The organism is Opitutaceae bacterium TAV5 (genome assembly GCA_000242935.3).
Taxonomy (GTDB): Bacteria; Verrucomicrobiota; Verrucomicrobiia; order Opitutales; family Opitutaceae; genus Geminisphaera.
The window spans coordinates 4,560,977-4,584,172 of sequence record CP007053.1 but is presented as its reverse complement, the minus strand read 5'-3'; the positions used below and the strand labels follow the sequence as shown (position 1 = coordinate 4,584,172).

The window sequence follows — 23,196 nt, the reverse complement described above, 5'->3', positions numbered from 1 at the left end:
CTCCCGCAGGGGCGCACCGGTCACTATTTTCCCGATACAGGCAGGCCGGAGGCGGCGGGCGGTTCGTACGCTTCCTGCGGTTTGCGGCGACGGAGGCGCTCCACCAGGCGGTCGAAGTACAGGTAGACAACCGGCGTCGTGAAGAGCGTGAGCAACTGGCTCAGGGCGAGGCCGCCGACAATGGCGTAGCCGAGCGGCTGGCGGAGTTCCGAGCCGTCGCCGTGCCCGAGCGCGAGCGGGATGCCGCCCAGCATCGCGGCGATGGTCGTCATGAGGATGGGGCGGAAGCGTTTCATGCAGGCCTCGAAAATCGCTTCCTCCGACGGCAGCCCGCGGCCCCGCTCGGCCTCGATGGCGAAGTCGATCATCATGATGGCGTTCTTTTTCACGATGCCGATCAGCAACAGGATGCCGATGATGGCGATGACGCCGATGTCGTGGCCGAAGGCCCAGAGAGTGAGCAACGCGCCGAGGCCGGCGGAGGGCAGCGTGGAGAGAATCGTGAGCGGATGGATGAAGCTCTCGTAGAGCATGCCGAGGATGATGTAGATCGTGACGACCGCCGCGAGGATCAGCCAGGGTTGCGAACGCAGCGAGGACTGGAACGCCTGCGCCGTGCCCTGGAAGCTGCCGGTCAGCGTGGCCGGCGCGCCCATCTCGCGGACGGTCCGCTCGACGGCAGACACGGCGTGGCCGAGCGCGACGTCGGGCGCGAGGTTGAAGGAAATCGTCACCGCCGGGTACTGGCCGAGGTGGTTGATCGAAAGCGGTTTCGAGGCGGCGGTGTCGAACTTCACCAGGGCGGAGAGCGGCACCTGCCCGCCCGTGAGCGGGGAGCGCAGGAAGAGGCGGTCGAACGTCGAGGGATCGGTCTGGAGCTCGGGCGGCACCTCGATGATGACCTTGTACTGGCTGACCTGCGTGTAGAACTGCGTGACCTGGCGCTGGCCGAAGGCGTTGTAGAGGGTGGCGTTGATGGCCTGCGTCTGGATGCCGAAGCGCGAGGCGGCCTGGCGGTCGATCTCGACGCTGAGGGCGGGCGCGGTGGATTGCTGGTCGGAGGTGACGTCGCGAAGCTCGGGGAGTTTTTCCAGGCGGTCGAGAATGCGCGGCGCCCAGGCGTTGAGCTCGTCGAGGTCGGCGTTGCGCAGGGTGTACTGGAACTGCGTCTTGGAAGAGATGCCGCCGACGTTGATATCCTGCTGCGCCTGCATGAAGAGGGTGATGCCCGGGATGCCGGCGGTGGCCTTGCGAAGGCGGGCGATGACATCCCAGGCGGAGTCGCGTTCGCCGCGTTCCTTGAGCGTGATCCACAGGCGGCTGTTGTTGGCCGAGGAACCGCCGCGGCCGCCGCCGCCGATGCGGCTCTGGAAAGCGAGCACGGCGGGATCGGCCTTGATGATCTCGCCGACCTCGAAGGCGCGCCGGCTCATGGCCTCGAACGAGATGTCGGGCGCGGCCTCGATGGTGGCGTTGAGGAAGCCGGTGTCCTGCTGCGGAAAAAAGCCCTTGGGCATCTTGATGAAGACGAGGGCGGTGACGGCGAAGGTGAGGAACAGCGAGGCGAGCGTGAGGCGCTGGTGCCGCAGGACGATGCGGAGGGCGCGTTCGTAAAGGCGCTCGATGCCGCCGAAGAATTTTTCCAGGACGGCATAAAACCGTTCGCGGAAGGTGCGGCGCGGGGAACCCGGCGCGGCGGGCTCCTGGTGGCGCAGGAAGCGCGAGCACATCATGGGCACGAACGTCAGCGAGATGAAGCCGGAGACGAGCACGGCGATGGTGACGGTGACCGCGAATTCGCGAAAGAGCCGGCCGACGATGCCGCCCATGAGGAGCACGGGGATGAAGACCGCCACGAGCGAGACGCTGATGGAGAGAATGGTGAACCCGATCTCGCTGGCGCCCCGGAGCGCGGCGTCCATCGGTTTCATGCCCTCCTCGATGTAGCGGTAGATGTTCTCGAGCATGACGATGGCGTCGTCGATGACGAAGCCGACCGAGATGGTGAGCGCCATGAGCGAGAGGTTGTTGAGGCTGTAGCCGAGCAGGTGCATGACGGCAAACGTCGCCACGATGGAGATGGGCACGACGGCGCTGGAAATGAGCGTGGCGCGGAGGTTGCGCAGGAACAGGAACACGACGCCGGTGACGAGCGCCATGGTGAGGACGAGGTGAAACTCGACTTCCTGGACGGAGGCGCGGATGGTGCGCATGCGGTCGCTGAGGACATCGATCCTGATGGCGGGCGGCATGGCGGCCTGGAGCTCGGGGATGAGCTCGCGGATGCGCTCGACCGTCTCGATGACGTTGGCGTCGGATTGCTTGCGGATGATGATGCCGACGCCGCGCTTGTTGTTGACGAGCGCGGCGGAGCGGACGTCCTCGGGCCCGGCGATGGCGCGGCCGACATCGCGCACCCGGATGGGGGCGCCGTTGCGATACGCGAGAATGAGATCGTTGTAGGGCCCGGCGTCCAGCAACTGGTCGTTGGCGTAGATGGAGAGGCTCTGGCGGGGGCCGTTGAGGCTGCCCTTGGGCGAGTTGACGGTGGAGGAGGCGATGACGCCGCGCACGTCCTCGAGACCGAGGCCGAGGGAGGCGAGCCGGGCGGGATCCACCTGCACGCGGATGGCGGGTTTTTGTTCGCCCATGATGTCCACCTGGGCGACGCCGCGGAGCTGGGAGAGCTGCTGGGCGACGACGATGTTGGCGTAGTCGCTGACCTCGGTGAGCGGGAGCACGTCGGAGACGACGCTGAGCAGCATGATGGGCGAGTCGGCAGGGTTGACCTTGCGGTAGGTCGGCGGGTTCGGCAGCTCGGTGGGGAGCTGGCCGCCGGCGGCGTTGATGGCGGACTGGACCTCCTGCGCGGCCGCGTCGATGTTCACATCGAGGTCAAACTGGATGGTGATGGAGACGCTGCCCAGCCCGCTGGAGGAAGACATCTGGGTGATGCCGGGGATGAGCGCGAGCTGGTTTTCCAGCGGCGTGGCCACGGACGAGGCCATGGTCTCGGGGCTGGCGCCGGGAAGACTGGCGGAAACCTGGATGGTGGGGAACTCGACCTGCGGGAGCGGTGCGACCGGGAGAAAGGGAAACGCGACGAGACCGACCAGAAAGACGCCGATCGTGAGCAGCGCGGTGGCGATGGGCCGCTTGATGAACGGCGTGGAGATGCCGGAATGGCTGCCGGTGTCGGGCTTCATGGCTTTTTCTCCTCCGTAACGGGAGCGACGGACGCGCCGGGCTTGAGCTTGCTCTGCCCGTCGCGGACGACGCGATCCCCGGGTTCGAGGCCTCCGATGATCGTGAAGCCGTCAACGGTGTAACCGGGTTTGACGGGGCGGGCCTCGACCGTGTGGTCGGCCTTGACGACGTACGCGAAGGGGCCGTCGAGGCCGGGCTGGATGACCTCGGTGGGGACGACGATGGCGTCCTTGCGCGTCGCCACCAGCACGCGGGCGGAGACAAACTGGCCGGGCCAGAGCGAGAGGTCTTCGTTGGCGAAGGTGGCCTTGAGGCGGAGGTTGCCGGTGGTGGTGTCGATCTGGTTGTCCACGAGGGCGAGCCGCCCTTCGGCGAGCACGCGGCCGTCGTCGGTGACCGCCTGGGTGAGGAGTTCCGGCGAATCGGGCCGGAGGTGGGCGCTGAACTCGTCGAGGTATTGCTGGGGAAGCGTGAAAAGGACCGAGACCGGCTGGAGTTGCGTGATCACGACAAGGCCCGCGCCCTGGTTGGCCGTGACGATGTTGCCGGCGTCGAGAAGGCGGACGCCGGTGCGCCCGGCGATGGGAGCGCGGAGAGTCGTGAAATCCAGATCGAGCCGGGCGGCATCGATCGCGGCCTGGTCGGCCTGGAGGATGGCGATCAGCTGGGATACGGTCGCTTCCTGCTGCTCCAGGAGGCGGCGGCTCTCGGCATCGCTTTCGACGAGAGCGCGCACGCGGGTGAGGTCGAGGCGGGCGTTGGCCAGGAGGGCTTCGTTCTGGGCCTTTTTGGCGAGGACCTGTTCGAGGGTGGCGCGGTAGGGGCGCGGGTCGATCCGGGCGAGGACGTCGCCTTCCTTGACGGACTGGCCCTCGGTGAAGTTGACCGTGTCGAGGGTGCCGCTGACCCGGGGGCGGACGGTGACGGTGTTGAAAGCCTGCACGGTGCCGAGGCCGGAGAGCCAGACCGGCACGTCGCGCCGGGTGACTTCGGCGAGCACGACGGGGACGGCGCGGGCCGCGTCGTCGTGGCCGTTGCCGTTGGCCGCGCCACCGGCCCCGGAGGGCCTGGCGGCGGAGTGACGCCAGGCGAAAAAAGCGCCGAGGGCGACGACGAGGACGAGCAGGAGGATCCAGCGGGTTTTCATTGTGGTAGAGCAGCGGTAACGGAGGCGAATTCGACGGGGACCCAGGCAAAGGCGTCACCGGCCTCGCCGGCGCGGACGTGACCGAGGCCGGGGAACGGAAGATGCGCGCCGGCAACCAGGAGTTTCCCGGAAACGGCGAGCGCGAAGGTTTTCTTGCGGGTGGCGATGGCCCGGGCCTGGTCGGTGTCAAAGGAGATGGCGATGTCCGGACGGGCGAACTGCGTGGCCTGGCTGTGCACGATGTCGCCCCAGACGAGGAGGCGCTGGCCGCGGGATTCGACGAGGTAGCTGGTGTGCCCCGGGGTGTGCCCGGGCGTGGCGATCGCCTCCACGTGCGGAAGCACGGGGCCGGCGGCATCGTGCGTCCTGAACCGGCCGGCGGCGATGTAAGGCGCGAGGGCGGCGCGGGCGCGCGCCGCGGCGGATTCCGGGGCATCGCCCAGCCAGTAATCGGCTTCGGGCCGGGACACGAGGACGGTGGCGCCGGGGAAAACGGGCTGGCCGTCGGTCGCGAGCAATCCGCAGACGTGATCGGGATGCAGGTGGGTGAGGATGACGGTATCCACCTGATCGGGACGGTAGCCGGACGCGGCCAGGTTTCGGGCGACCTGCCCGAGCGTGGGCCCGAGAGCGCCGCCTCCGCCGGTGTCGAAGAGGATGAGGCCGGCGCCCGTGTGGACGAGAAAGGCGTTGACCGAGGTGGCCATGGCCGGCGCGGCGGGGACGAAAGCGCGGTCGAGGAGGTCCTTTATCTCCGCCGGGTCGGCTCCGGTGAGGAGCCCGGGGTTCTGGTTGGAGTAACCGTCCGAAAGCGCGATGACCTCGAAGTCTCCGAGAGCCATCCGGTAGTAGCCGGGCGCCTGTTTTTTCTGCTGCGGGGGCGGCTCGGCCAGCGCGGCGACGGTGGCGGAGGAGGCGAGAAGGAGGGAAAGGACTCGGCGGAGAAGGTGTTTTTTCATCGGGATCGGCGGCAGGTTTTCCGGTAGCGGCGCAGGCAGGCGGCGGCAGGTCACCAGCCGCCTCCGAGCGCCTTGACGAGGATGACACTGGAGACGAGTTGCTGGCCGCGAAGTTGCACGGCGGCGCGTTCGTTGACGATGGCGGTGCGCTCGGCGTCGGTGACGTCGAGGTAGCCGACCTGGCCGGCGCGGTAACGCTCGAGGACGAGGGTGGCGGCCCGGCGCGAGGAAACCACGGCGCGGTCGATGACGACGCCGCGCTCGCCCAGCCGGCGCAGGTCGGAGAGGGCGGTCTCCACTTCCTGGAAAGCGACGAGCACGCTCTGGCGATAGTTGGCGAGGGCCTCCTCCCACACGGCCATGGCCTGGCGATAGCCGGCGGTGTTGCGGCCTCCATGGAAGATCGGGAGCGAGATGCCGGGGCCGAGCGACCATTCGCGGCTGCTCCGGCTCAGGAGCGAGTCGAGGTCGTTGCTGCTGTAGCCGGCGGAGCCGAAGAGCGTGATGGTCGGGAAGAAGGCGGCCTTGGCGACGCCGATGCCGGCGTTGGCGGCTGCGACGCTGCGTTCGGCCGAAGCGACATCGGGACGGCGTTCGAGCAGTTCGGAGGGCAGGCCGAGCGGGATGGCGGGCACGGCGGCGAGGGCGGCGGCGGGATCCTCGTCGAGTTCGAAGCCTTCGGGCAACTGCCCGCACAGCACGGCGAGGGAATGGCGGAGGGCCGTACGGTTGCGGTCGATCTCGATCAGGCTGTCCTCGGAGGTGGCGAGTTCGGTCTCGGCCAGGCTGGTGTCGAGCAGGCCGCTGGCCCCGAGGGCGTGGCGTTGTTGCACGATCTCGAGCGAGCGGCGGCGGCTTTCGACGTTGCGGGCCACGAGGGCGCGCTCGGCATCGAGAGCGCGGAGCGAAAAATACGTGTGGGCAACGTCGGCCTGCACGCCGAGCAGGACGTTGTGATAATCGGCTTCGCTGGCGGCGGCGCGGGCGCGCGCCCCTTCGTCGAGCCGGCGGACCCGGCCCCAGAGGTCGATTTCGTAGCTGAGGTCGAGCGGAAGCGTGAAGGTGTTGTCCGTATACGCAGAGGCGCCGGTGCGGCGATTGGGAGCGGTGCGACCGCGCTCGGCCTCGGCATTGACATCGAGTTGCGGATACAGTGCGGACGAATCGATGCGGGCGATGGCTCGGGCCTGGTCGCGGCGGGCGAGGGCGGCCCGGATCGTGGGACTGGCGGCGGTGGCCTGCGCCGCCAGGCGGTCGAGGACGGGATCGTTGTAAACGGTCCACCATTCCCCCTTGGGCAGGTGATCGCGCGGCGCGGAGACCTTCCACGGCCCGGGCTCGGCCCAGGCGGCAGGCGCCGGGGTGTCGGGTTTCCGGTAATCCGGGCCGACGGCGCAGCCCGAAAGGGAAATCAGGACAATAATGGACGGAAGCAGCGCGTGGCGGGAAGACATGGGACGATGGCGAACGCCCATGATAGCACGGCCCTGGCCCGAAAGTATGGCAGGGAGATGGTTTTTTGTAGCGAAGTGTTGCGGTTCGCCCGGTTGACACACTTTGCCACAATTTTCTCCGCGCAGTCGCCGCGTCCATGTGCCAGGCATGGAGGAACGCCGCATGGATCCGCTTCCCCATATAGCTGTCGTCGATGATCACCGGGACATCCGTGAACTCGTGGGCCGTTACCTGGGCCAGCACGGATACCGGGTGAGCACGATCGAGCATGCGGCGGCCTTCCGGCGACTCCTGGAACACTGCACGCCCGACCTGCTGGTGCTCGACATCATGATGCCCGGCGAGGATGGACTGGCCCTGTGCCGGCATCTGCGCGCCACCAGTCCGCACCTGCCGGTGATCTTTCTCACGGCGATGGCCGAGGATGCGGACCGGATCGTGGGCCTCGAAATCGGCGGCGACGATTATCTGGTCAAACCCTTCAATCCGCGGGAGCTCCTCGCGCGCATCAAGGCCGTGCTCCGGCGCGCCCGCGCGCTGCCGCCGCCACGCAGCGCCTCCCGGGCCGGCCGTGTGCGCTTCGGCGACCAGGTGCTCGACGCGAGCCGGCGCGAAGTGATCAGCGCCGACGGCGTGGCCACGCCGCTGAGCACGGCGGAGTTTCGCCTGCTGTCCGTGTTGCTCGAATACCCGGGCATGGTCCTCAGCCGCGACCAGTTGCTCGATCTCACCATCGGCCGCACGGCCATGGCCTGGGATCGCAGCATCGACAGCCAGATCAGCCGGCTGCGTCGCAAGATCGAGCCCGACCCGAAGGTCCCCGTCCTGATCAGGACGCACTGGGGCGACGGCTACTGTTTTACCGGAAAGGTCTCGCCCGAATGAAACCCTTCTGGATGCGAAGCCTCACGAGCCAGTGGATCGCCCTGATGCTGGCGGCCCTCGTGCTCTCGCAGGTGTTTTTTTTCGTCATCTACCGCAGCGAGCGCGTGCATGCGCTGCGCGAGGTGCAGCGCGACGATTTTTTCACCCGCACGGCCTCGGCGGCGCGCCTGGTGGACACCACGGCCGAATCGCTGCATCCCGAAATCCTGCGCGCGACCGGCACCATCGTGGCGCGCTACTGGCTGTCCGCCGAAGCTCCCGACGACACGGCCCTCTGGCAACAGACCGCGCGCAGCCAGCTGATGCGCTCGTGGAATGCGGCCGGCCGCGGGGTCGCCGAGGCGGACGTGCCGGTGATCGCCGGTGCGACGTGGACGATCCTCGGTCCGGCAGACTGGGCGGGAGAACGCCCGGCGCGTTTTTTGCAGCTCGATGCCTGGAACGGCTTCGGCCTCGCCCTGCGCACGCAGGACGGGCAGTGGCTCAACTGCGTCTACGCCAAACCGTGGGCGACGTCGGGGCCTCTTTCCTTCTATTATGTGTCGTTCATCATCACGGCGCTGCTGCTGTCGCTGGCGGCGGTGCTCGCGACGCGCCGCGTGGGGCGTCCGCTCGGGCGCCTGACCCGGTCGGCCGAGGCGCTCGGGCGCGGCGAGGAGGCGCCGCTCCTGCCGGAGGAGGGCGCCGACGACATCCGGCGCACGGCGGCGGCGTTTAACCGGATGCAGCTGCGCATCCGCCGCTTCGTCGAGGACCGCACGCGGATGATGGCGGCGATCAGCCACGACCTGCGCACGCCGATCACCTCCCTCCGCCTCCAGGCGGAATTTGTCGAGGACTCCGCCATCCGCGAAAAGCTGATCTCCACGCTCGACGAGATGAAGGCCATGACCGAGGCCACGCTGGCTTTCGCCCGGGAGGACGCCACGGTCGAACCCACGCGCACGGTCAACATCGACGCGCTCATCGAAAGCCTCTGCGACGACTTTGCCGACCTCGGCCAGAATGTGACGGCGACCGAAGTCAGGCGCATCGCGTGGCGTTGCCGTCCGGATGCCTTGCGCCGGGCGCTGCGCAATGTGATCGAAAACGCCGTCCGCTATGGTGACTGCGCGCGCGTGCGGATGTCGCCGACGGAGGAGTGGCTGGATATCCAGGTCGATGACGACGGGCCCGGCATCCCCGAGGAAGATCGCGAACGCGTTTTCGCGCCCTTCGTGCGGCTGGAGCGTTCGCGCAACCGCGCCACCGGCGGCGTGGGACTCGGGCTGGCCATCGCGCGCACGATCATGCACGCGCATGGTGGCGAGATTGCCCTCGCCAACCGCGAAGGCGGCGGCCTGCGGGTCGTGTTGCGCCTGCCCCGCGACTGAGCAGGAAGAGCGATCCGGCCGGGTGGCTCGACATTCCGGCGAGGTTGCTCACTCATGCTCTGCATGTGGTCAGCAACTGACGGTGTTGTTCGCGGTCCCGGCCTCCGCCGCGGACTCGCGTTGTTTTTCCTCGTGCTCGCGGCGACGGGCGGCGCGGTCCGGCCCGGCTCCGCGCAGCCGGCGACAACGCCCGCGACCCGCACGATCCTGTTTTTCGGCGACAGCCTCACCGCGGGCTACGGGCTGGAGGACCCGGCGACGCAGGCCTTCCCGGGGCTGGTGCAACAGCGGATCGAGGCCGCCGCGGCAGAAAACGCACCGGCGCCGGCCGGCGCCTGGCGCGTGGTCAACGCCGGCCTGAGCGGCGAGACGTCGGCGGGCGGGCTGCGCCGGATCGACTGGATACTCCGCCAGCCGGTGGACGTTTTTGTGCTGGAACTGGGCGGCAACGACGGCCTGCGCGGCCTCTCCCCGGAGATGACGAAACAGAACCTGCAAGGCATCATCGACAAGGTGCGCGCGAAAAATCCGTCCACGCGCATCGTGATCGCCGGCATGCAGATGCCGACCAGCATGGGCGACTACGCCCCGGCCTTCGCGGCGGTTTTCCCCGAGCTGGCGAAAGCCAACCACGCGACCCTCATCCCGTTCCTGCTGGAAGGCGTCGGCGGCCGGCCGGAACTGAATCTCGACGACGGATTCCATCCCAACGCCGCAGGCCACCGTCTCGTGGCCGACGTCGTCTGGAAGGCGCTCGAGCCGGTGCTGCGCGAGCCGTAGCAGGAGCCGGAGACCGGCGACCGGCGGCACTCGCGTTCGCAGCGACAACACGCAGCGGCGGAGAAATGCTGTTTCTGCCTCACGGTGTGCGACCTGCATCCCGGCCCCTCCCGCGTTTCCGGGTCCGCCCGCAACGGGCCTCCATGCCGGTTTGAGTGCTTTATCATACTAAGTATCATTCAGTTGAATTTTTTTCAAAAAGCCGGAGAGGCTGGCATCATTCTGGCTATGGGAATGTTGCCCGTTTCGCCAGGTCCAGTGGTTCCGGGATTTTTCCGAATCATCGGACAGGGACGTCGGGCAGACCAAAAAAAACCTGAACCATACCTATGAAAAACTGCCTGAAATTAGCCGGCCTCGGTCTCACCGCCGCAGCCGTAGCAGCCCCGGCCTTCGCCGAAGTAGCCATCAACGAATACCTGTCCGTCGATGGCTATGCCGTCGCCGCAGGCCTGATCACCGACAAGGATCCCGGCGCGGGGAAAAAGACCTCGACGCTGTTCAACTCCGGCGCCGAGCAATATGATTCCGCCAAGTTCGGCATCACCGGGAAATACCAGGACTTCACCGGCTACGTCAGCCTCCTCTACGTTCCGGGCCGGGATGACGAAAACGATTCGGGCATTCTCGACATCTACGCTTCGTGGACAACGGGCGATTTCACCATCACTGGCGGCAAGTTCCTGAGCTACCTCGGTTACGAATCGTTTTATCCCGTCGCCATGACGCAGATCTCCTACGCCTTGGTCGCCGGCATTCCCGGCTACCACACCGGCGTGAAGGTCGATTATGCCGGCAAGGATTTCGCCGTCGGCGTGGCGGTCCTCGACTCGCTGCAAGGCGGAGCGGACGGTTTCTTCGAGGGTGATGGCGATTTCAGTGATGTCGGCTTCGAGGCTTACGTCAGCTATACCGGCATCGACAGCCTGACGCTGTTCCTCGGCGTCGGCTTCGACACCGGCAACAACGATGGAATTAAAGGAAATCCCGATCCGGATCGTCCTCTCGAAGGCAGCCAGTTCGTCCTCGACTTCTGGGCCAGCTATGCGGTCAACGAGAAGCTCACCCTCGCCGGTGAATTCGCCTACGCCGAAAACCAGGCCAACTATTCCTGGCTCGTGCTCGCCCAGTACGCCTTCACCGACAAGGTGTCCGGCATTGCCCGGATCAGCGGTGTCGACGGTTCGGATGGCAACGACGACGGCTTCAAGTACACCGTCTCCCCCACCTACGCCTTCAACAAGTACCTGAGCGTTCGCGCTGAAGTTTCCTACACCGACTGGAAGGACAGCGACAGCGAATGGTTCTACGGCGTGCAGGCTCTCTTCCAGTTCTGAGCGCGGTATCCGTACCGCCTGGACATTCCGGGCGGCAGCGTGCTTCTTCCGCGCCTCTGCCGCCCTCCTGTATGACCGCCGCGCGCGGGCTTTCCTTGTGACATCCTGCGCGCGGCCGATTTTTCCCGGCGGCTGTGCCCGCAACCACAGCCGCTGTCATTCTGCCAGTTTTGTATCCATGCGCCCTTCACCCCGGTCAGGAAACCACCACCTGCCTGTCTGAAACCAACATCTGTAAAGTTCCGAACCTGAACCTATGACCGCAAAAATGAATCGCATGCCCGGCTCCCGCGCTCTCGCGCTCGCCGCCGCCGTCGCCGCCACCACCGCGACCCTCGCCACCGCTCCGCTCGCCCAGGCCCAGGACACCGTCAAGGTCGGCGTCCTCCACTCGCTCAGCGGCACCATGGCCATCAGCGAAACGTCCCTGCGCGACGTTCTCCTGTTCACCTTTGACGAGATCAACGCCGCCGGCGGCGTGCTCGGCAAGAAGATCGAACCCGTTGTCGTCGACGGCGCCTCGAACTGGCCGCTCTTCGCCGAAAAGGCCACCCAGCTCCTCGAACAGGACAAGGTCGCCGTGACCTTCGGCTGCTGGACCTCCGTCAGCCGCAAGTCCGTGCTCCCGGTTTACGAGAAGAACAACGGACTCCTCTTCTACCCCGTGCAATACGAGGGCGAGGAGCTTTCCAAAAACATCTTCTACACCGCCGAGGCCGTTAACCAGCAAGCCACGCCCGGCGTCGATTACCTGCTCGGAGAGCTCGGAAAGAAAAAATTCTACCTGCTCGGTTCCGACTACGTCTATCCGCGCACCACGAACCTCGTCCTCAAGGAGTACCTCGCCAGCAAGGGCATCCCCGAGTCGGCGATCATCGAGAAGTACACGCCCTTCGGCCACACCGACTACCAGCAGATCGTTTCCGAGATCAAACAGTTCGCCGCCTCCGGCGACGCCTGCGTCGTCTCCACGCTCAACGGCGACACCAACGTCCCGTTCTTCCGTGAACTCGCCAACGCCGGCATCGACTCCGCCGACTGCCCGGTGATGTCGTTCTCCGTTTCCGAGGACGAATTCCGCGGCCTGCCCACGAAGGACCTTGTCGGCCACCTCGGAGCCTGGAGCTACTTCATGTCGCTCGACACTCCGGCCAACGCCGAGTTCAAGAAAAAGTTCTTCGCCTGGCTCGAAAAGAGCACCGTCCCCGGCATCGAGAAAAAAGGCCGCGTGACCAACAGTCCCATGGTGCTCTCCTATGATGGCGTCTACCTCTGGAAAGCCGCGGTCGAGAAGGCCGGCTCCTTCGATGTGGACAAGGTCCGCGAGGCGCTGGAATCCGGTGACATCGCCTTCGACGGTCCCGGCGGCAAGGCCACCGTGCAAAAGAATCACCACGTCACCAAGAACGTCTATGTCGGCGAGACTCTCCCCGACGGCCAGTTCAAGATCCTCAAGTCCTATGAACAGGTCTACGGCGAACCCTTCCTGAAAGGAAAATTCAAGTAAGAAGGAGGAGTGGCGCGGGCGTCCCGCCCGCATCAGATGGCATGCACAGAGGCATGCCGCTACGTAGGCCACAGGCCTCGACTTTTCCAGCCGGAAAAGGCCTGTGGTGACGACGCGAAGCGTCGCCCCCCGCGCCCTCTCTTCCTGCCATCCCGCACCTCCAGTTTGGGGAATGAGATCATCTTGTTTCCCTGGTTTGTAGTTGTTGTTGCACGGGGACGGGCTCTTCCAGACCCGTCCCCGTTTTTTTCCCCGATCTCCGGCGCCAGGCGCGCTACCTGCTTGTTGTTCCGTGTTCCGTCATTGACCGTGATTTTTATCCGTTCCATTCCCCGCCTGTTTTTCCTTCTTCCGGTTGCGATTCTTTTCGCGAGCCGGGCTTCCGCCGAAGACAGCGCCCTCATCCGTGTCCTGCTCGCGCCGCCCGCTGAACAGCCCGCGCAAATCCGTTCCCTGCTCAACGAGGAAGACGCCCGCATCCGCCCCACCCTCGAGGCCTGGCGTTCCGGCGAGATTTATATCCACACCACGCCCGACGGGCAACGCATCCCGTTCACCCTCTCCGCCACCGCCAACCCCGACGGCACCCGCAATGCCCTTTCCATCGAAACCGGCCAGCCGCTCACCGCTCCGGCCGACCCCGCCGCCGCTCCCGATGCCGAACCTGCTCCCCTCGCCTTCCAGGCCAAGGCGGTCACCTCCATCGAGACCAATGCCGCCATCCGCCGCGCCATCCGCGATGTCAGCCAGGTCGTCGATCTCGCCGATCCTTCCCCCGCCGTCCGCCGCGCCGCCGCCGAGCGCCTCGGCATGACGCAGCGGCCCGACTACCTCCCCCTCCTCGAAACGCGCCTCACCCGCGAAAAAAAACGCGCCGTCCGTCGCGCGCTCGGCGACGGCGTCGCCCTCATCAACCTGAAAAACGGCAACGACACCGAAAAGATCGCCGCCATCCAGCAACTCCAGGCGAGCCACCACCTCGGCGTCGTCACCCAGCTCAAGGAGATCGTCGCGCGCGGGGACGTGCGACCCGCCGACCCCACGCTTTCACCCGCCCTTGTCCGCGCCGCCCGCACCGCCATCACGTCCATCGAACATCACTACATGTGGGTCAATTTCTGGGGCACCGCCTTTCGCGGCCTCAGCCTCAGCTCCGTGCTTCTCGTCACCGCGCTCGGCCTCGCCATCACCTACGGCCTGATGGGGGTCATCAACATGGCGCACGGCGAGATCATGGTCGTCGGCGCCTACGCCACCTACGTCACGCAAAATCTCTTCGCCGGCTGGTTTGGCGCCAGCGGCGCCGGTTACAACTACTACTTCCTCGCCGCCCTGCCTATCTCGTTCCTTGCCGCAGCGCTGGTCGGGCTCGTCCTCGAACGCAGCGTCATCCAGTGGCTCTACCGCCGCCCGCTCGAAAGCCTGCTCGCCACCTGGGGCGTGTCGCTCGCCCTCCAGCAGGGTTTCCGCACGGTCTTCGGCCCGGCCAATGTCCAGATCAACAGCCCCGCCTGGTTGCGCGGCAACATCGAGATCGCCGACCTCACCCTCACCTACAACCGCATTTTCGTGATCGCCTTCGCCGTCGTCGTGGTGGCCGGCGCCTGGCTCCTGCTCAACCGCACGCGCTTCGGCCTCTACATCCGCGCCGTCACGCAAAACCGCGCCATGGCCTCGTGCATGGGCGTGCGCACCGAACGCGTCAACATGCTCACCTTCGCCTTCGGCTCCGGCCTCGCCGGTCTCGCCGGTGCCTGCCTCGCGCAGATCGGCAATGTCGGCCCCGGCCTCGGCCAGTCGCACATCGTCGACTGTTTCATGGTCGTCGTCTCCGGCGGCGTCGGCAGCCTTGCCGGCACCGTTTACGCCGCGCTCGGCATCGGCTCCATCGACCAGATCCTGCAACCCTTCCTCGGCGCCGTCATGGGCAAGATCCTCGTCCTCGTCGCCATCATCCTCTTCCTGCAGTGGAAACCCGGCGGCCTCTTCCCCACCCGCAACCGCAGCCTGGACTGAAAACATGGGCCCGCCAGCCGGCCCCGTGAGACCCGTAAAAGCACCGTACCACTTGTGACTCCCGCGCGCACCACCTCCTCCCTCTTCACTCCGCTCCAGTGGACCGCCTTCGCCGCCGTCCTCCTCGTCCTCGCGGTCATCCTCCCGGTCTGCAACATCGCCTTCCCCTCCGGCCACACGCTGCACGTCAGCAACTTCACGCTCAACCTCTACGGCAAATACGCCACGCTCGCGATCCTCGCCCTCGGCATCGATCTCCTCTGGGGTTTCACCGGCATCCTCAGCCTCGGCCAGGCGCTCTTCTTCGCGCTCGGCGGCTACGCCATGGGCATGTACCTCATCCTCATGATCGGCAAGCTCGGCCAGTACAAGAACGACATGCCGGACTTCATGGTCTTCCTCGGCTACGAAAAAATCCCCCTCCACTGGCAGCCCTTCTACAGTTTCACGTTCGCGCTGCTCATGGTCTTCGCCGTTCCCGGCGCGCTCGCCTGGGTCTTCGGCTACCTCGCCTTCCGCTCGCGCATGAAGGGCGTCTACTTCTCCATCCTCACCCAGGCGCTCACCTATGCCGCCGCGCTCATGTTTTTCCGCAACGACTTCGGCTTCGGCGGCAACAACGGGCTCACCGATTTCAAAAAAATTCTCGGTTTCGACATCAACGACGCCGCCACCCGCCGCGGCCTCTACATCGCTTCCATTCTCACGCTCGCCGCCGTTTTCTTTTTCTTCCGCTGGCTCACCCGCACCAAGGCCGGCCAGATCCTGCAAGCCATCCGCGACGGCGAAAACCGCGTCCGGTTTTCCGGATACGACACCGGGCGCTACAAACTCTTCGTCTTCGTCCTCGCCGCCATGACCAGCGGCCTCGGCGGCTCGCTCTACGTCGCCCAGGTCGGCATCATCAATCCCTCCGAAATGACGCCCGACAAATCCCTCGAGGCCGTCGTCTGGGTGGCGGTCGGCGGACGCGGCACGCTCCTCGGCCCCATCATCGGCGCCGTCGGCGTCAACGCCCTCAAGAGCTGGGCCACCCGCGCCGCGCCCGAGCTCTGGCTCTTCATCATGGCCGCGCTCTTCATCGTGGTCGTGCTGCTCCTGCCCGGCGGCATCGTCAGCATCCCGGGGCGCATCCGAGCCTGGCTCTCCCGCCGCCGCAGCGGCACCCCTGTCTCCGAACCCGCCGCTCCCGTCGACAGCACGCCGCCCGTCGCCACGCCCGCGAGCGCACCCGGCCACAAACCCGGCTCCACCTGAATACCGGTTCCCGTTTCAGCTTTTCAGTTTTCAGCGTTTCAGCTTTTCCGAAAATGGTCCCGCTCACCACCCATCCGCGCCCCGTTCTCCTCACTGTCGAGGACGTCACCAAGACCTACGACGGCTTCCGCGCCATCAACGGACTCAACTTCTACCTGGATTCCGGCGAGCTCCGCACCGTCATCGGACCCAACGGCGCCGGCAAATCCACCTTCTTCGACCTGCTCACCGGCCGCGCCAAGCCCGACACCGGCAAGATCGAATTCGGCGACACCGATCTCACCGCGCTCGACGAATGCGCCATCAACGGACTCGGCATCGGTCGCAAGTTCCAGACCCCTTCCGTTTACGTCCAGCTCACCGTCTGGGACAACGTCCGCCTTTCCATCCGCGCCAAACGCGGTGTCTTCGCCTCCCTCACCCGCCGCGTCCCCCGCGAACACGCCGATCGCATCGACGAGCTCCTGCGTCTTGTCCGCCTCGATACACAATCCTCCCGCCTCGCCGGCGAACTCTCGCACGGCCAGAAACAGTGGCTCGAGATCGCCATGCTCCTCGCCCAGGAGCCCCGCCTCCTCCTCGTCGACGAACCCGCCGCCGGCATGACCGACGAGGAAACCCACCGCACGGGCGAACTCCTTGTCAGCCTCGCCGAAAAACACAGTCTCGTCGTCATCGAGCACGACATGACCTTCGTCAAACAGATCGCCCAGGGCCGCAAGGTCAGCGTCCTTCACCAGGGCAGCATCCTCTGCGAAGGCAATTTCGACGACGTCCAGCAAAACCCGAAAGTCCGCGAGGTTTACCTCGGCCGCGGCAAGTGAAATCTCCAGCAATGCCACCCGTTTCCGACAACCCTGAACTGCGGACCCCGAACACTGAACCGGCGACATCGTCGTCCCCGCCGCCCGTGCTCGCGCTCGCCGGCGTCGAGGCCAACATCGGCGGCTCCCGCATCCTGCGCGGTGTCACCCTCGACGTCCGTCCCAGCGAGGTCGTCTGCCTGATGGGTCGCAACGGCGTGGGCAAGACCACCACGCTGCGCTGCATCATGGGCCTGCTTCCGGTTCGCGCCGGCACGATCAGCCTCGACGGCCACGCCCTCAAAAACCAGCGCACCGACGTCCGCGCCCGCGCCGGAATCGGTTACGTCCCGCAAGGCCGCGATATTTTTCCGCACCTCACCATCGAGGAAAACCTTCGCGTCGGTCTCGCCGTCCACGGCCGCCTCGGCGCCGCCGGCCAGCCCGACCTCGACCGTGTTTACACGCTCTTCCCTGTGCTCAAGTCGATGGCCTCCCGCAAAGGCGGTGTCCTCTCCGGCGGACAGCAACAGCAGCTCGCCATCGCCCGCGCCCTCCTCACGCGCCCGAAGCTCCTCATCCTCGACGAACCCACCGAAGGCATCCAGCCCTCGATCATCGACGAAATCGGCGACACCCTGAAAAAACTCAAGGGCGAGCTTTCCATTCTCCTCGTCGAGCAGTACGTCGATTTCTGCCGCGACGTCGCCGACCGTTTTTATGCGATGGACCGCGGTGCCATCACCTACGCCGGCCCCATCGCCGCCCTCACCGACGACATCGTCCGCGAACACCTCCAGGTCTGATTCCCATATCTCCCATAGCTCCCATCCCTCCCATATCTCCCATCCATGCACCTGACGCCCCGCGAACGTGAAAAACTCCTCATCGTCGTCGCCGCCGACCTCGCCCGCCGCCGACAGGCGCGCGGCCTGAAACTCAACTACCCGGAAGCCATTGCGATCATCACCTACGAGATCATCGAAGGCGCCCGCGACGGCCGCAGCGTCGCCGATCTCATGAGCCACGGCACCACGCTCCTCAAACGCGACGATGTCATGGAAGGCGTCCCCGAGATGATCCACGACGTGCAAGTCGAAGCCACCTTCCCCGACGGCACCAAACTCGTCACCGTCCACAACCCGATCCGATAAAAGCGAAGGGTCGAAACCCTGAAGACTGAAACCCAAACCACCAAACCAACCACGGATTACACGGATCTCACGGATAAAACCTTCGCAGTGTCGAAGCGTCGCAGGATCGAAGTATCGAAACTCTGATCCGTGAAATCCGTGGTTAAAAAAACGCACCGCCCTGTTCCCATGATTCCCGGAGAAATCATCACCGCTCCCGACGCCCCTCCGCTCGAGGCCAATCAGAACCTCGCCACCGTCACGCTCGACGTGGCCAACACCGGCGACCGCCCCATCCAGGTCGGCTCGCATTTCCACTTTTACGAAGTCAACCGCGCCCTCGCCTTCGACCGCGCCGCGGCCCGCGGTTACCGCCTCGACATCCCGGCCGGCACGGCCGTCCGCTTCGAGGCCGGCGACACCAAAACCGTCCACCTCGTCGCCCTCGCCGGCGCCCGCGAGGTCTACGGTCTCAACGCCCTCGTCAACGGCCCCCTTTCCCCGACAGCCGCCCCATAACTCCCATTACTCCTACATCTTCCCATATCTCCCATCCTCCGCCCTCCATCCTCCGCCCTCTCCCATGAATCTCTCCCGCCGCCAATACGCCGAAATGTTCGGCCCCACCACCGGCGACCGCATCCGCCTCGCCGATACCGACCTCTTCGCCCAGGTCGAGCGCGACCTCATCGCCGAGGCTGCCGGCGGCTACGGCAACGAGATCAAGTTCGGCGGCGGCAAGGTCATCCGCGACGGCATGGGCCAGTCGCCCACCGCCACCGACACCGAGTCGCTCGACCTCGTCATCACCAACGCCCTCATCCTCGACCCGCTCCTCGGCGTCATCAAGGCCGACATCGGCATCAAGCACGGTCTCATCGTCGGCATCGGCCACGCCGGCAACCCCGGCATCCAGTCCGGCATCGGCTCCGCCTTCCCCGATCCCGTCACCGGCAAGACGAACCCCATGATCGTCGGCGCCTGCACCGAAGTCATCGCCGGCGAAGGTTGCATCGTCACCGCCGGCGGCATCGACACCCACATCCACTTCATCTGCCCGCAACAGATCGACGAAGCCCTTTCCTCCGGCATCACGACCATGATCGGCGGCGGCACCGGCCCCGCGCACGGCACCCTTGCCACCACCTGCACGCCCGGCGCCTGGAATATCGCCCGCATGCTCGAGGCAGCCGAAGCCTTTCCGATGAACCTCGGCTTCCTCGGCAAGGGCAACTGCGCCACGCCCGCGCCTCTCCGCGAACAGGTGCTCGCCGGAGCCATCGGCCTGAAACTCCACGAAGACTGGGGCACCACCCCCGCCGCCATCGACACCTGCCTCGGCGTCGCCGACGAACTCGACGTGCAGGTCGCCATCCACACCGACACCCTCAACGAGGCCGGTTATGTCGACGACACTCTCCGCGCCTTCAAGGGCCGCACCATCCACACCTACCACTCCGAAGGCGCCGGCGGCGGCCACGCGCCCGACATCATCCGCGTCTGCGGCGAGGAAAACGTCCTCCCCTCCTCGACCAACCCCACGCGCCCCTTCACGGTCAACACCATCGACGAGCACCTCGACATGCTCATGGTCTGCCACCACCTCGACAGCAAGATCCCCGAGGACGTCTCCTTCGCCGAATCGCGCATCCGCCCCGAGACCATCGCCGCCGAGGACCGCCTGCACGACCTCGGCGCCATCTCCATGATGTCGTCCGACAGCCAGGCGATGGGCCGCATCGGCGAGGTCATCTGCCGCACCTGGCAGACCGCGCACAAGATGAAGACGCAGTTCGGCACGCTCACCGGCAACCTCCATCCCGCCGCCGACAACTTCCGCATCCTCCGCTACCTTGCCAAGTACACGATCAACCCCGCCATCACGCACGGCATCGCCCACATTGTCGGCAGCATCGCGATCGGCAAACTCGCCGACCTCGTCATTTTCAAGCCCGCGCTCTTCGGCGTGAAACCCGAGCTCATCCTGAAGGGCGGCTTCATCGCCAGCGCCAACATGGGCGACCCCAACGCCTCGATCCCCACGCCGCAGCCCATGTTCTACCGCCCGCAGTTCGGCGCCTTCGGCCGCGCCCTGACCAGCACCAGCCTGACGTTCGTATCCGAATCATCGTTACATGCTCCCGGCGGCCTCCTCGCCGGCAACCCGCTTCGCCTCTCCCGCCGCCTCGAACCCGTGCAACGCTGCCGCGCGATCACCAAACGTGACATGGTCCACAACGACGCCCTCCCGAAAATCGAGGTCGACCCCGAGACCTACACGGTCAAGGCCGACGGCGAGCACCTCACCTGCGAACCGGCAAAAGTGCTCCCGCTCGCCCAGCGCTATTTCCTGTTCTGAGGCGCCTCTTCACAGTCCCGGCATCACCTGCCGCAAGGCGGGAATCTGACGCTCGCTCACCACAATCTCGCTGGCCGGCGTATCGTTCATCACCAGCAACAGCCCGCGCCGGAACCACGGGCGGATTTCCCGCACGTGCGCGAGGTTGACCAAAGCCTCGCGCCGGGCGCGGAAAAACGGGCTTCCCTCCAGCCGGCTCTCCAGCTCGGCGAGCTGAAAACTCACACTGTACGACTCCGTTTCCGTCCGGGCCTTCACGATCCCCTGGTCAATGGAAAAATACCGGATACCCTCCACCGGAAGGAGCAACACGCGGCCTTGCCGGCGGCCCACGATCTGGCGCAGCGGCAGCTTCACTTCACCGGCGAGCCGCGCAACCGCATGGCGCGCACGTCCGCCATCGTCCGCCCAGGCGTGCAGACGGCGGGCGCGTTCCACCGCCAGCGCGAGGTCCTCGCGGTCGACCGGCTTGAGCAGGTAGGCGAGCGCGTGTTCCCTGAACGCGCTCATCGCGTACTCGTCGTAGCCCGTGACAAAAATCACCAGCGGCAGCGGCTGCCCGGCCGGCAGCGCGCGCAGGGCGTCGAGGCCGTTGAGACCGGGCATCCCGATATCGAGAAAAACGAGGTCGGGCCGCAGGCTTTCCACCATCGCCACGACGGCCAGGCCATCCGCCGCCTCGCCCGCAATTTCCAGGCCGGCCTCGCCGGCGAGCAGGCGGCGCAGGCGGGAGCGGGCCGAGGGTTCGTCATCTGCGATCAGAACTTTCATGCGGTGGCGGGAAGGGCTTCGTCGGTGAACGGAATCATCAGCGTGGCCCGGCAGCCCGCCGGAGCGAGCGCTTCAAGCGCAAACGAGGCGCGCCCGCCATAGAGGGCTTCGAGCCGGCGTCGCACGTTGGCCAGACCCACGCCCGGCGAATCGGGACGCCGCGGCGCGGCAACAACGGGGTCGCGGACAGCGTCCGCGGCGTTGCCGACCCCGTCATCCTCAACCGTAAGCCGGATGTGACCGGCATCCTTCGACGCGGCGATCCGCAGGTGTCCGGCGCCGAGCTTCGGGCCGAGCCCGTGTTTGAGCGAGTTTTCCACCAGCGGTTGCAGGATGAGCGACGGAATGGCGCGGGTCACGGTTTCCGGATCGATCTCGAAACTCACCCGCAAGCGTTCGCCAAAACGCGCCTCCTCGATGTACAGGTAGCGGCGCAGGAAATCCATTTCCTCCTGGACGGAAACCAGCGGCCGGGTCGAGTGGGCGAGCACGTGACGGAATACCTGCGCAAGCCGCAACGTCATGGTCTCGGCGCGGGCAGTGTCCGTCACGATGAGGTCGGCGAGGGTGTTGAGCGAGTTGAAGAGAAAATGGGGATTCACCTGCGCGCGCAACGCCCGCAATTCGGACTCCACCACCTGCCGGAGCAGGAACTCCTCGCGGTGGTGTTTTTCGAGCAGGGCACGTTCATGGCGCAGCGATTCCCGGCGCGAACTGATCCGGGTGGCGACTTCCCGCAAAAACCCGATCTCGTGCGTGACGAGGCCGCGGCGTTTTCTCCCGGGAGCAATCGCCAGCACTTGGGTCAGTTCCCCGCGATCGGGGACGGGGACCAGCAACTCGACGCCGGCCGTCGGCAGCAACCCGTGCAAAGGATCGCCGGGCGCCAGTTCGACAAATCCGCGGGGGCACCGCCGTGGAAGCGAGACCGCGAGCCCTTCCGAAACCGTCACCACCCGCACGTCCTCCAGGTCCAGCACCTCGCGCGCGGTGGCGGTGACGGCCTGCCCGATTTCCTCCTCGTCCCGAAGGGCTGCAAGCCGCTCGCGCAACTGATCGATGACGAGCCCGTAATCGGGCGGGGGGAAAATATGGCGGTCAACCAGCCGGTTGAGAATCCGGCCGAGCGCAATGGTTCCGGCGGACAGAATCGTCACCGCCAGCCCGGCGAACAGAATCCGGACCGCTTCCGGCCCGTCCGGATCGGTCCACAGCCATACGCCCCCCTTCGCCTGCGAGAACACCGCGATCACGCTGGCAACGATCGCGGTCATGACGATGAAGAGGCTTTGATGGATGAAGCAGTCGGCGAATCGAAACTTCGAATACAGGAAAAGCGCTCCGCACAGGATGACCAGCGGCGCCAGGGCGATCAGCAACGACAGCGTATCGGTGACGCCACCCGAGGGGCACACGGCGCGCAACCCGAGCCCGAGGGTGAGGATGAGGATCCCCGCCAGGACAAGTCCGAAAGAGACCCGGATGACCCGGGGCAGCGATTCCGTTTTCCGGATGCTTCCGCTGATGACCAGCATCCCCGCGCCGCTCGCGGCCATCACGAAACGAAACGACTCTTTCAGTTGCGCCAGCGGCACCGGAAACCACCCGCCCCAAGCTCCGGCCAGATACGTGACGAGGTAAAACAGCGCCGCCAGCAACGCGACGCCTTGCAGCAGCCGCAGGCCGATCCGCTCCCAGGGGCGCTGCACGTAGGGCCGCCAGATCGCCATCATCGGCACGATCCAGATGATCGCGCCCGCCATCTTCATCGCCTGCGCCAGCAGCAGCCAGCGGTCTTCCGGGGAGGCGCCGAAGACTTCCAGCAAGCTGGACGTGATACCGCCCAGGCTCCACATGAACGCGCACAATGCCAGAATGACATTGGCGCGCGGCGCAACCACGGCGGAGCCGGCACGCAGCGAGAGTGTCAGGAAAATCGCCGTCACCAGCGTGGCGCAGATCAGCGTGATCAGCTCCACGCCGGTGAAGATTGCCGGATCGGTTGGTTGCATCGGTAGCGCGCCCCAGAGAGGCGCCGGCCAGCATCCGGGCGACGTCCGCCCGAAGTCAAATTTCCCCGTCCCGGCGCGGAAAAATCGACCCGGGCGCGGAGGACAGGCCGGACGGAGCGGCGCCTGGCGTCGTCACGGCGACAGGGATATCGCAGTTCCGTAGAGCCCTGTTTTTCGTTCCGCGCTGGCGTCCAT

Annotated in this window: 18 protein-coding genes; 12 read left to right on the top strand and 6 right to left on the bottom strand. The window is 66.2% G+C overall.

Annotated elements, in window-relative coordinates:
• Positions 1–23: 23 nt before the first annotated feature.
• The 4 genes from OPIT5_19500 to OPIT5_19485 are packed head-to-tail and all read right to left on the bottom strand — an operon-like array spanning position 24 to position 6,788.
• A complete protein-coding gene (locus OPIT5_19500; GenBank protein AHF92096.1) occupies positions 24–3,176 on the bottom strand; it encodes an acriflavine resistance protein B in 3,153 nt (1,050 codons plus the stop codon).
• Between the two features lie 26 nt (positions 3,177–3,202).
• A complete protein-coding gene (locus OPIT5_19495; protein AHF92095.1) occupies positions 3,203–4,354 on the bottom strand; it encodes an RND transporter in 1,152 nt (383 codons plus the stop codon).
• Complete coding sequence (locus tag OPIT5_19490) at positions 4,351–5,313, bottom strand: beta-lactamase (GenBank protein ID AHF92094.1); 963 nt, start codon at positions 5,311–5,313, stop codon at positions 4,351–4,353. Before OPIT5_19490 ends, OPIT5_19495 begins: the two co-directional genes overlap by 4 nt.
• A gap of 50 nt (positions 5,314–5,363) precedes the next feature.
• Positions 5,364–6,788: an RND transporter gene (locus OPIT5_19485; protein ID AHF92093.1), complete on the bottom strand. Its 1,425-nt coding sequence runs from the start codon at positions 6,786–6,788 to the stop codon at positions 5,364–5,366.
• Positions 6,789–6,930: 142 nt separating this feature from the next.
• Here OPIT5_19485 and OPIT5_19480 point away from each other — a divergent pair, with 142 nt between their 5' ends.
• The 12 genes from OPIT5_19480 (at position 6,931) to ureC (ending at position 20,218) form a co-directional block, all read left to right on the top strand.
• The gene (locus OPIT5_19480; protein ID AHF92092.1) at positions 6,931–7,653 is read left to right on the top strand and encodes a chemotaxis protein CheY; all 723 of its coding nucleotides are present in this window, start codon (positions 6,931–6,933) and stop codon (positions 7,651–7,653) included.
• The gene (locus OPIT5_19475) at positions 7,650–9,026 is read left to right on the top strand and encodes a histidine kinase (GenBank protein AHF92091.1); all 1,377 of its coding nucleotides are present in this window, start codon (positions 7,650–7,652) and stop codon (positions 9,024–9,026) included. The genes OPIT5_19480 and OPIT5_19475 overlap by 4 nt, the downstream gene beginning before the upstream one ends.
• Before the next feature lie 54 nt (positions 9,027–9,080).
• Positions 9,081–9,806: a GDSL family lipase gene (locus OPIT5_19470; GenBank protein AHF92090.1), complete on the top strand. Its 726-nt coding sequence runs from the start codon at positions 9,081–9,083 to the stop codon at positions 9,804–9,806.
• Positions 9,807–10,135: 329 nt separating this feature from the next.
• Positions 10,136–11,143: a hypothetical protein gene (locus OPIT5_19465; protein ID AHF92089.1), complete on the top strand. Its 1,008-nt coding sequence runs from the start codon at positions 10,136–10,138 to the stop codon at positions 11,141–11,143.
• A gap of 256 nt (positions 11,144–11,399) precedes the next feature.
• Positions 11,400–12,650, top strand: coding sequence for a branched-chain amino acid ABC transporter substrate-binding protein (locus OPIT5_19460; protein ID AHF92088.1), 1,251 nt, complete (start codon positions 11,400–11,402; stop codon positions 12,648–12,650).
• Between the two features lie 309 nt (positions 12,651–12,959).
• On the top strand, positions 12,960–14,666 hold the full coding sequence (locus OPIT5_19455; protein ID AHF92087.1) for an urea ABC transporter permease: 1,707 nt from the start codon (positions 12,960–12,962) through the stop codon (positions 14,664–14,666).
• A 324-nt stretch (positions 14,667–14,990) separates the two neighbouring features.
• The gene (locus OPIT5_19450) at positions 14,991–15,923 is read left to right on the top strand and encodes an urea ABC transporter permease (GenBank protein AHF92086.1); all 933 of its coding nucleotides are present in this window, start codon (positions 14,991–14,993) and stop codon (positions 15,921–15,923) included.
• 53 nt (positions 15,924–15,976) lie between these two features.
• Entirely contained in the window at positions 15,977–16,747 is a 771-nt protein-coding gene (locus OPIT5_19445) for an urea ABC transporter ATP-binding protein (protein ID AHF92085.1), read from the top strand.
• An 86-nt stretch (positions 16,748–16,833) separates the two neighbouring features.
• Positions 16,834–17,532: an urea ABC transporter ATP-binding protein gene (locus OPIT5_19440; protein AHF92084.1), complete on the top strand. Its 699-nt coding sequence runs from the start codon at positions 16,834–16,836 to the stop codon at positions 17,530–17,532.
• 45 nt (positions 17,533–17,577) lie between these two features.
• Positions 17,578–17,880: an urease subunit gamma gene (locus OPIT5_19435; GenBank protein AHF92083.1), complete on the top strand. Its 303-nt coding sequence runs from the start codon at positions 17,578–17,580 to the stop codon at positions 17,878–17,880.
• Between the two features lie 168 nt (positions 17,881–18,048).
• Positions 18,049–18,378 (top strand): urease subunit beta, encoded by a 330-nt coding sequence (locus tag OPIT5_19430; GenBank protein ID AHF92082.1) that lies wholly within the window; start codon positions 18,049–18,051, stop codon positions 18,376–18,378.
• A 64-nt stretch (positions 18,379–18,442) separates the two neighbouring features.
• Positions 18,443–20,218 (top strand): urease subunit alpha, encoded by a 1,776-nt coding sequence (ureC, locus tag OPIT5_19425; GenBank protein ID AHF92081.1) that lies wholly within the window; start codon positions 18,443–18,445, stop codon positions 20,216–20,218.
• 9 nt (positions 20,219–20,227) lie between these two features.
• Here the strand turns inward: ureC and OPIT5_19420 are convergent, their stop codons facing one another.
• A complete protein-coding gene (locus OPIT5_19420) occupies positions 20,228–20,989 on the bottom strand; it encodes a histidine kinase (GenBank protein ID AHF92080.1) in 762 nt (253 codons plus the stop codon).
• Entirely contained in the window at positions 20,986–23,001 is a 2,016-nt protein-coding gene (locus tag OPIT5_19415; GenBank protein AHF92079.1) for a histidine kinase, read from the bottom strand. Before OPIT5_19415 ends, OPIT5_19420 begins: the two co-directional genes overlap by 4 nt.
• Between the last annotated feature and the right edge of the window lie 195 nt (positions 23,002–23,196).

Bases quoted from the DNA above. Each gene is read 5' to 3' on its own strand.
- OPIT5_19495 (AHF92095.1), bottom strand. From the start codon at position 4,354: ATGAAAACCCGCTGGATCCTCCTGCTCGTCCTCGTCGTCGCCCTCGGC.
- OPIT5_19490 (AHF92094.1), bottom strand. From the start codon at position 5,313: ATGAAAAAACACCTTCTCCGCCGAGTCCTTTCCCTCCTTCTCGCCTCC.
- OPIT5_19485 (AHF92093.1), bottom strand. From the start codon at position 6,788: ATGGGCGTTCGCCATCGTCCCATGTCTTCCCGCCACGCGCTGCTTCCG.
- OPIT5_19480 (AHF92092.1), top strand. From the start codon at position 6,931: ATGGATCCGCTTCCCCATATAGCTGTCGTCGATGATCACCGGGACATC.
- OPIT5_19475 (AHF92091.1), top strand. From the start codon at position 7,650: ATGAAACCCTTCTGGATGCGAAGCCTCACGAGCCAGTGGATCGCCCTG.
- OPIT5_19470 (AHF92090.1), top strand. From the start codon at position 9,081: ATGCTCTGCATGTGGTCAGCAACTGACGGTGTTGTTCGCGGTCCCGGC.
- OPIT5_19465 (AHF92089.1), top strand. From the start codon at position 10,136: ATGAAAAACTGCCTGAAATTAGCCGGCCTCGGTCTCACCGCCGCAGCC.
- OPIT5_19460 (AHF92088.1), top strand. From the start codon at position 11,400: ATGACCGCAAAAATGAATCGCATGCCCGGCTCCCGCGCTCTCGCGCTC.
- OPIT5_19450 (AHF92086.1), top strand. From the start codon at position 14,991: ATGGGCATGTACCTCATCCTCATGATCGGCAAGCTCGGCCAGTACAAG.
- OPIT5_19445 (AHF92085.1), top strand. From the start codon at position 15,977: ATGGTCCCGCTCACCACCCATCCGCGCCCCGTTCTCCTCACTGTCGAG.
- OPIT5_19435 (AHF92083.1), top strand. From the start codon at position 17,578: ATGCACCTGACGCCCCGCGAACGTGAAAAACTCCTCATCGTCGTCGCC.
- OPIT5_19430 (AHF92082.1), top strand. From the start codon at position 18,049: ATGATTCCCGGAGAAATCATCACCGCTCCCGACGCCCCTCCGCTCGAG.
- ureC (AHF92081.1), top strand. From the start codon at position 18,443: ATGAATCTCTCCCGCCGCCAATACGCCGAAATGTTCGGCCCCACCACC.
- OPIT5_19420 (AHF92080.1), bottom strand. From the start codon at position 20,989: ATGAAAGTTCTGATCGCAGATGACGAACCCTCGGCCCGCTCCCGCCTG.
- OPIT5_19415 (AHF92079.1), bottom strand. From the start codon at position 23,001: ATGCAACCAACCGATCCGGCAATCTTCACCGGCGTGGAGCTGATCACG.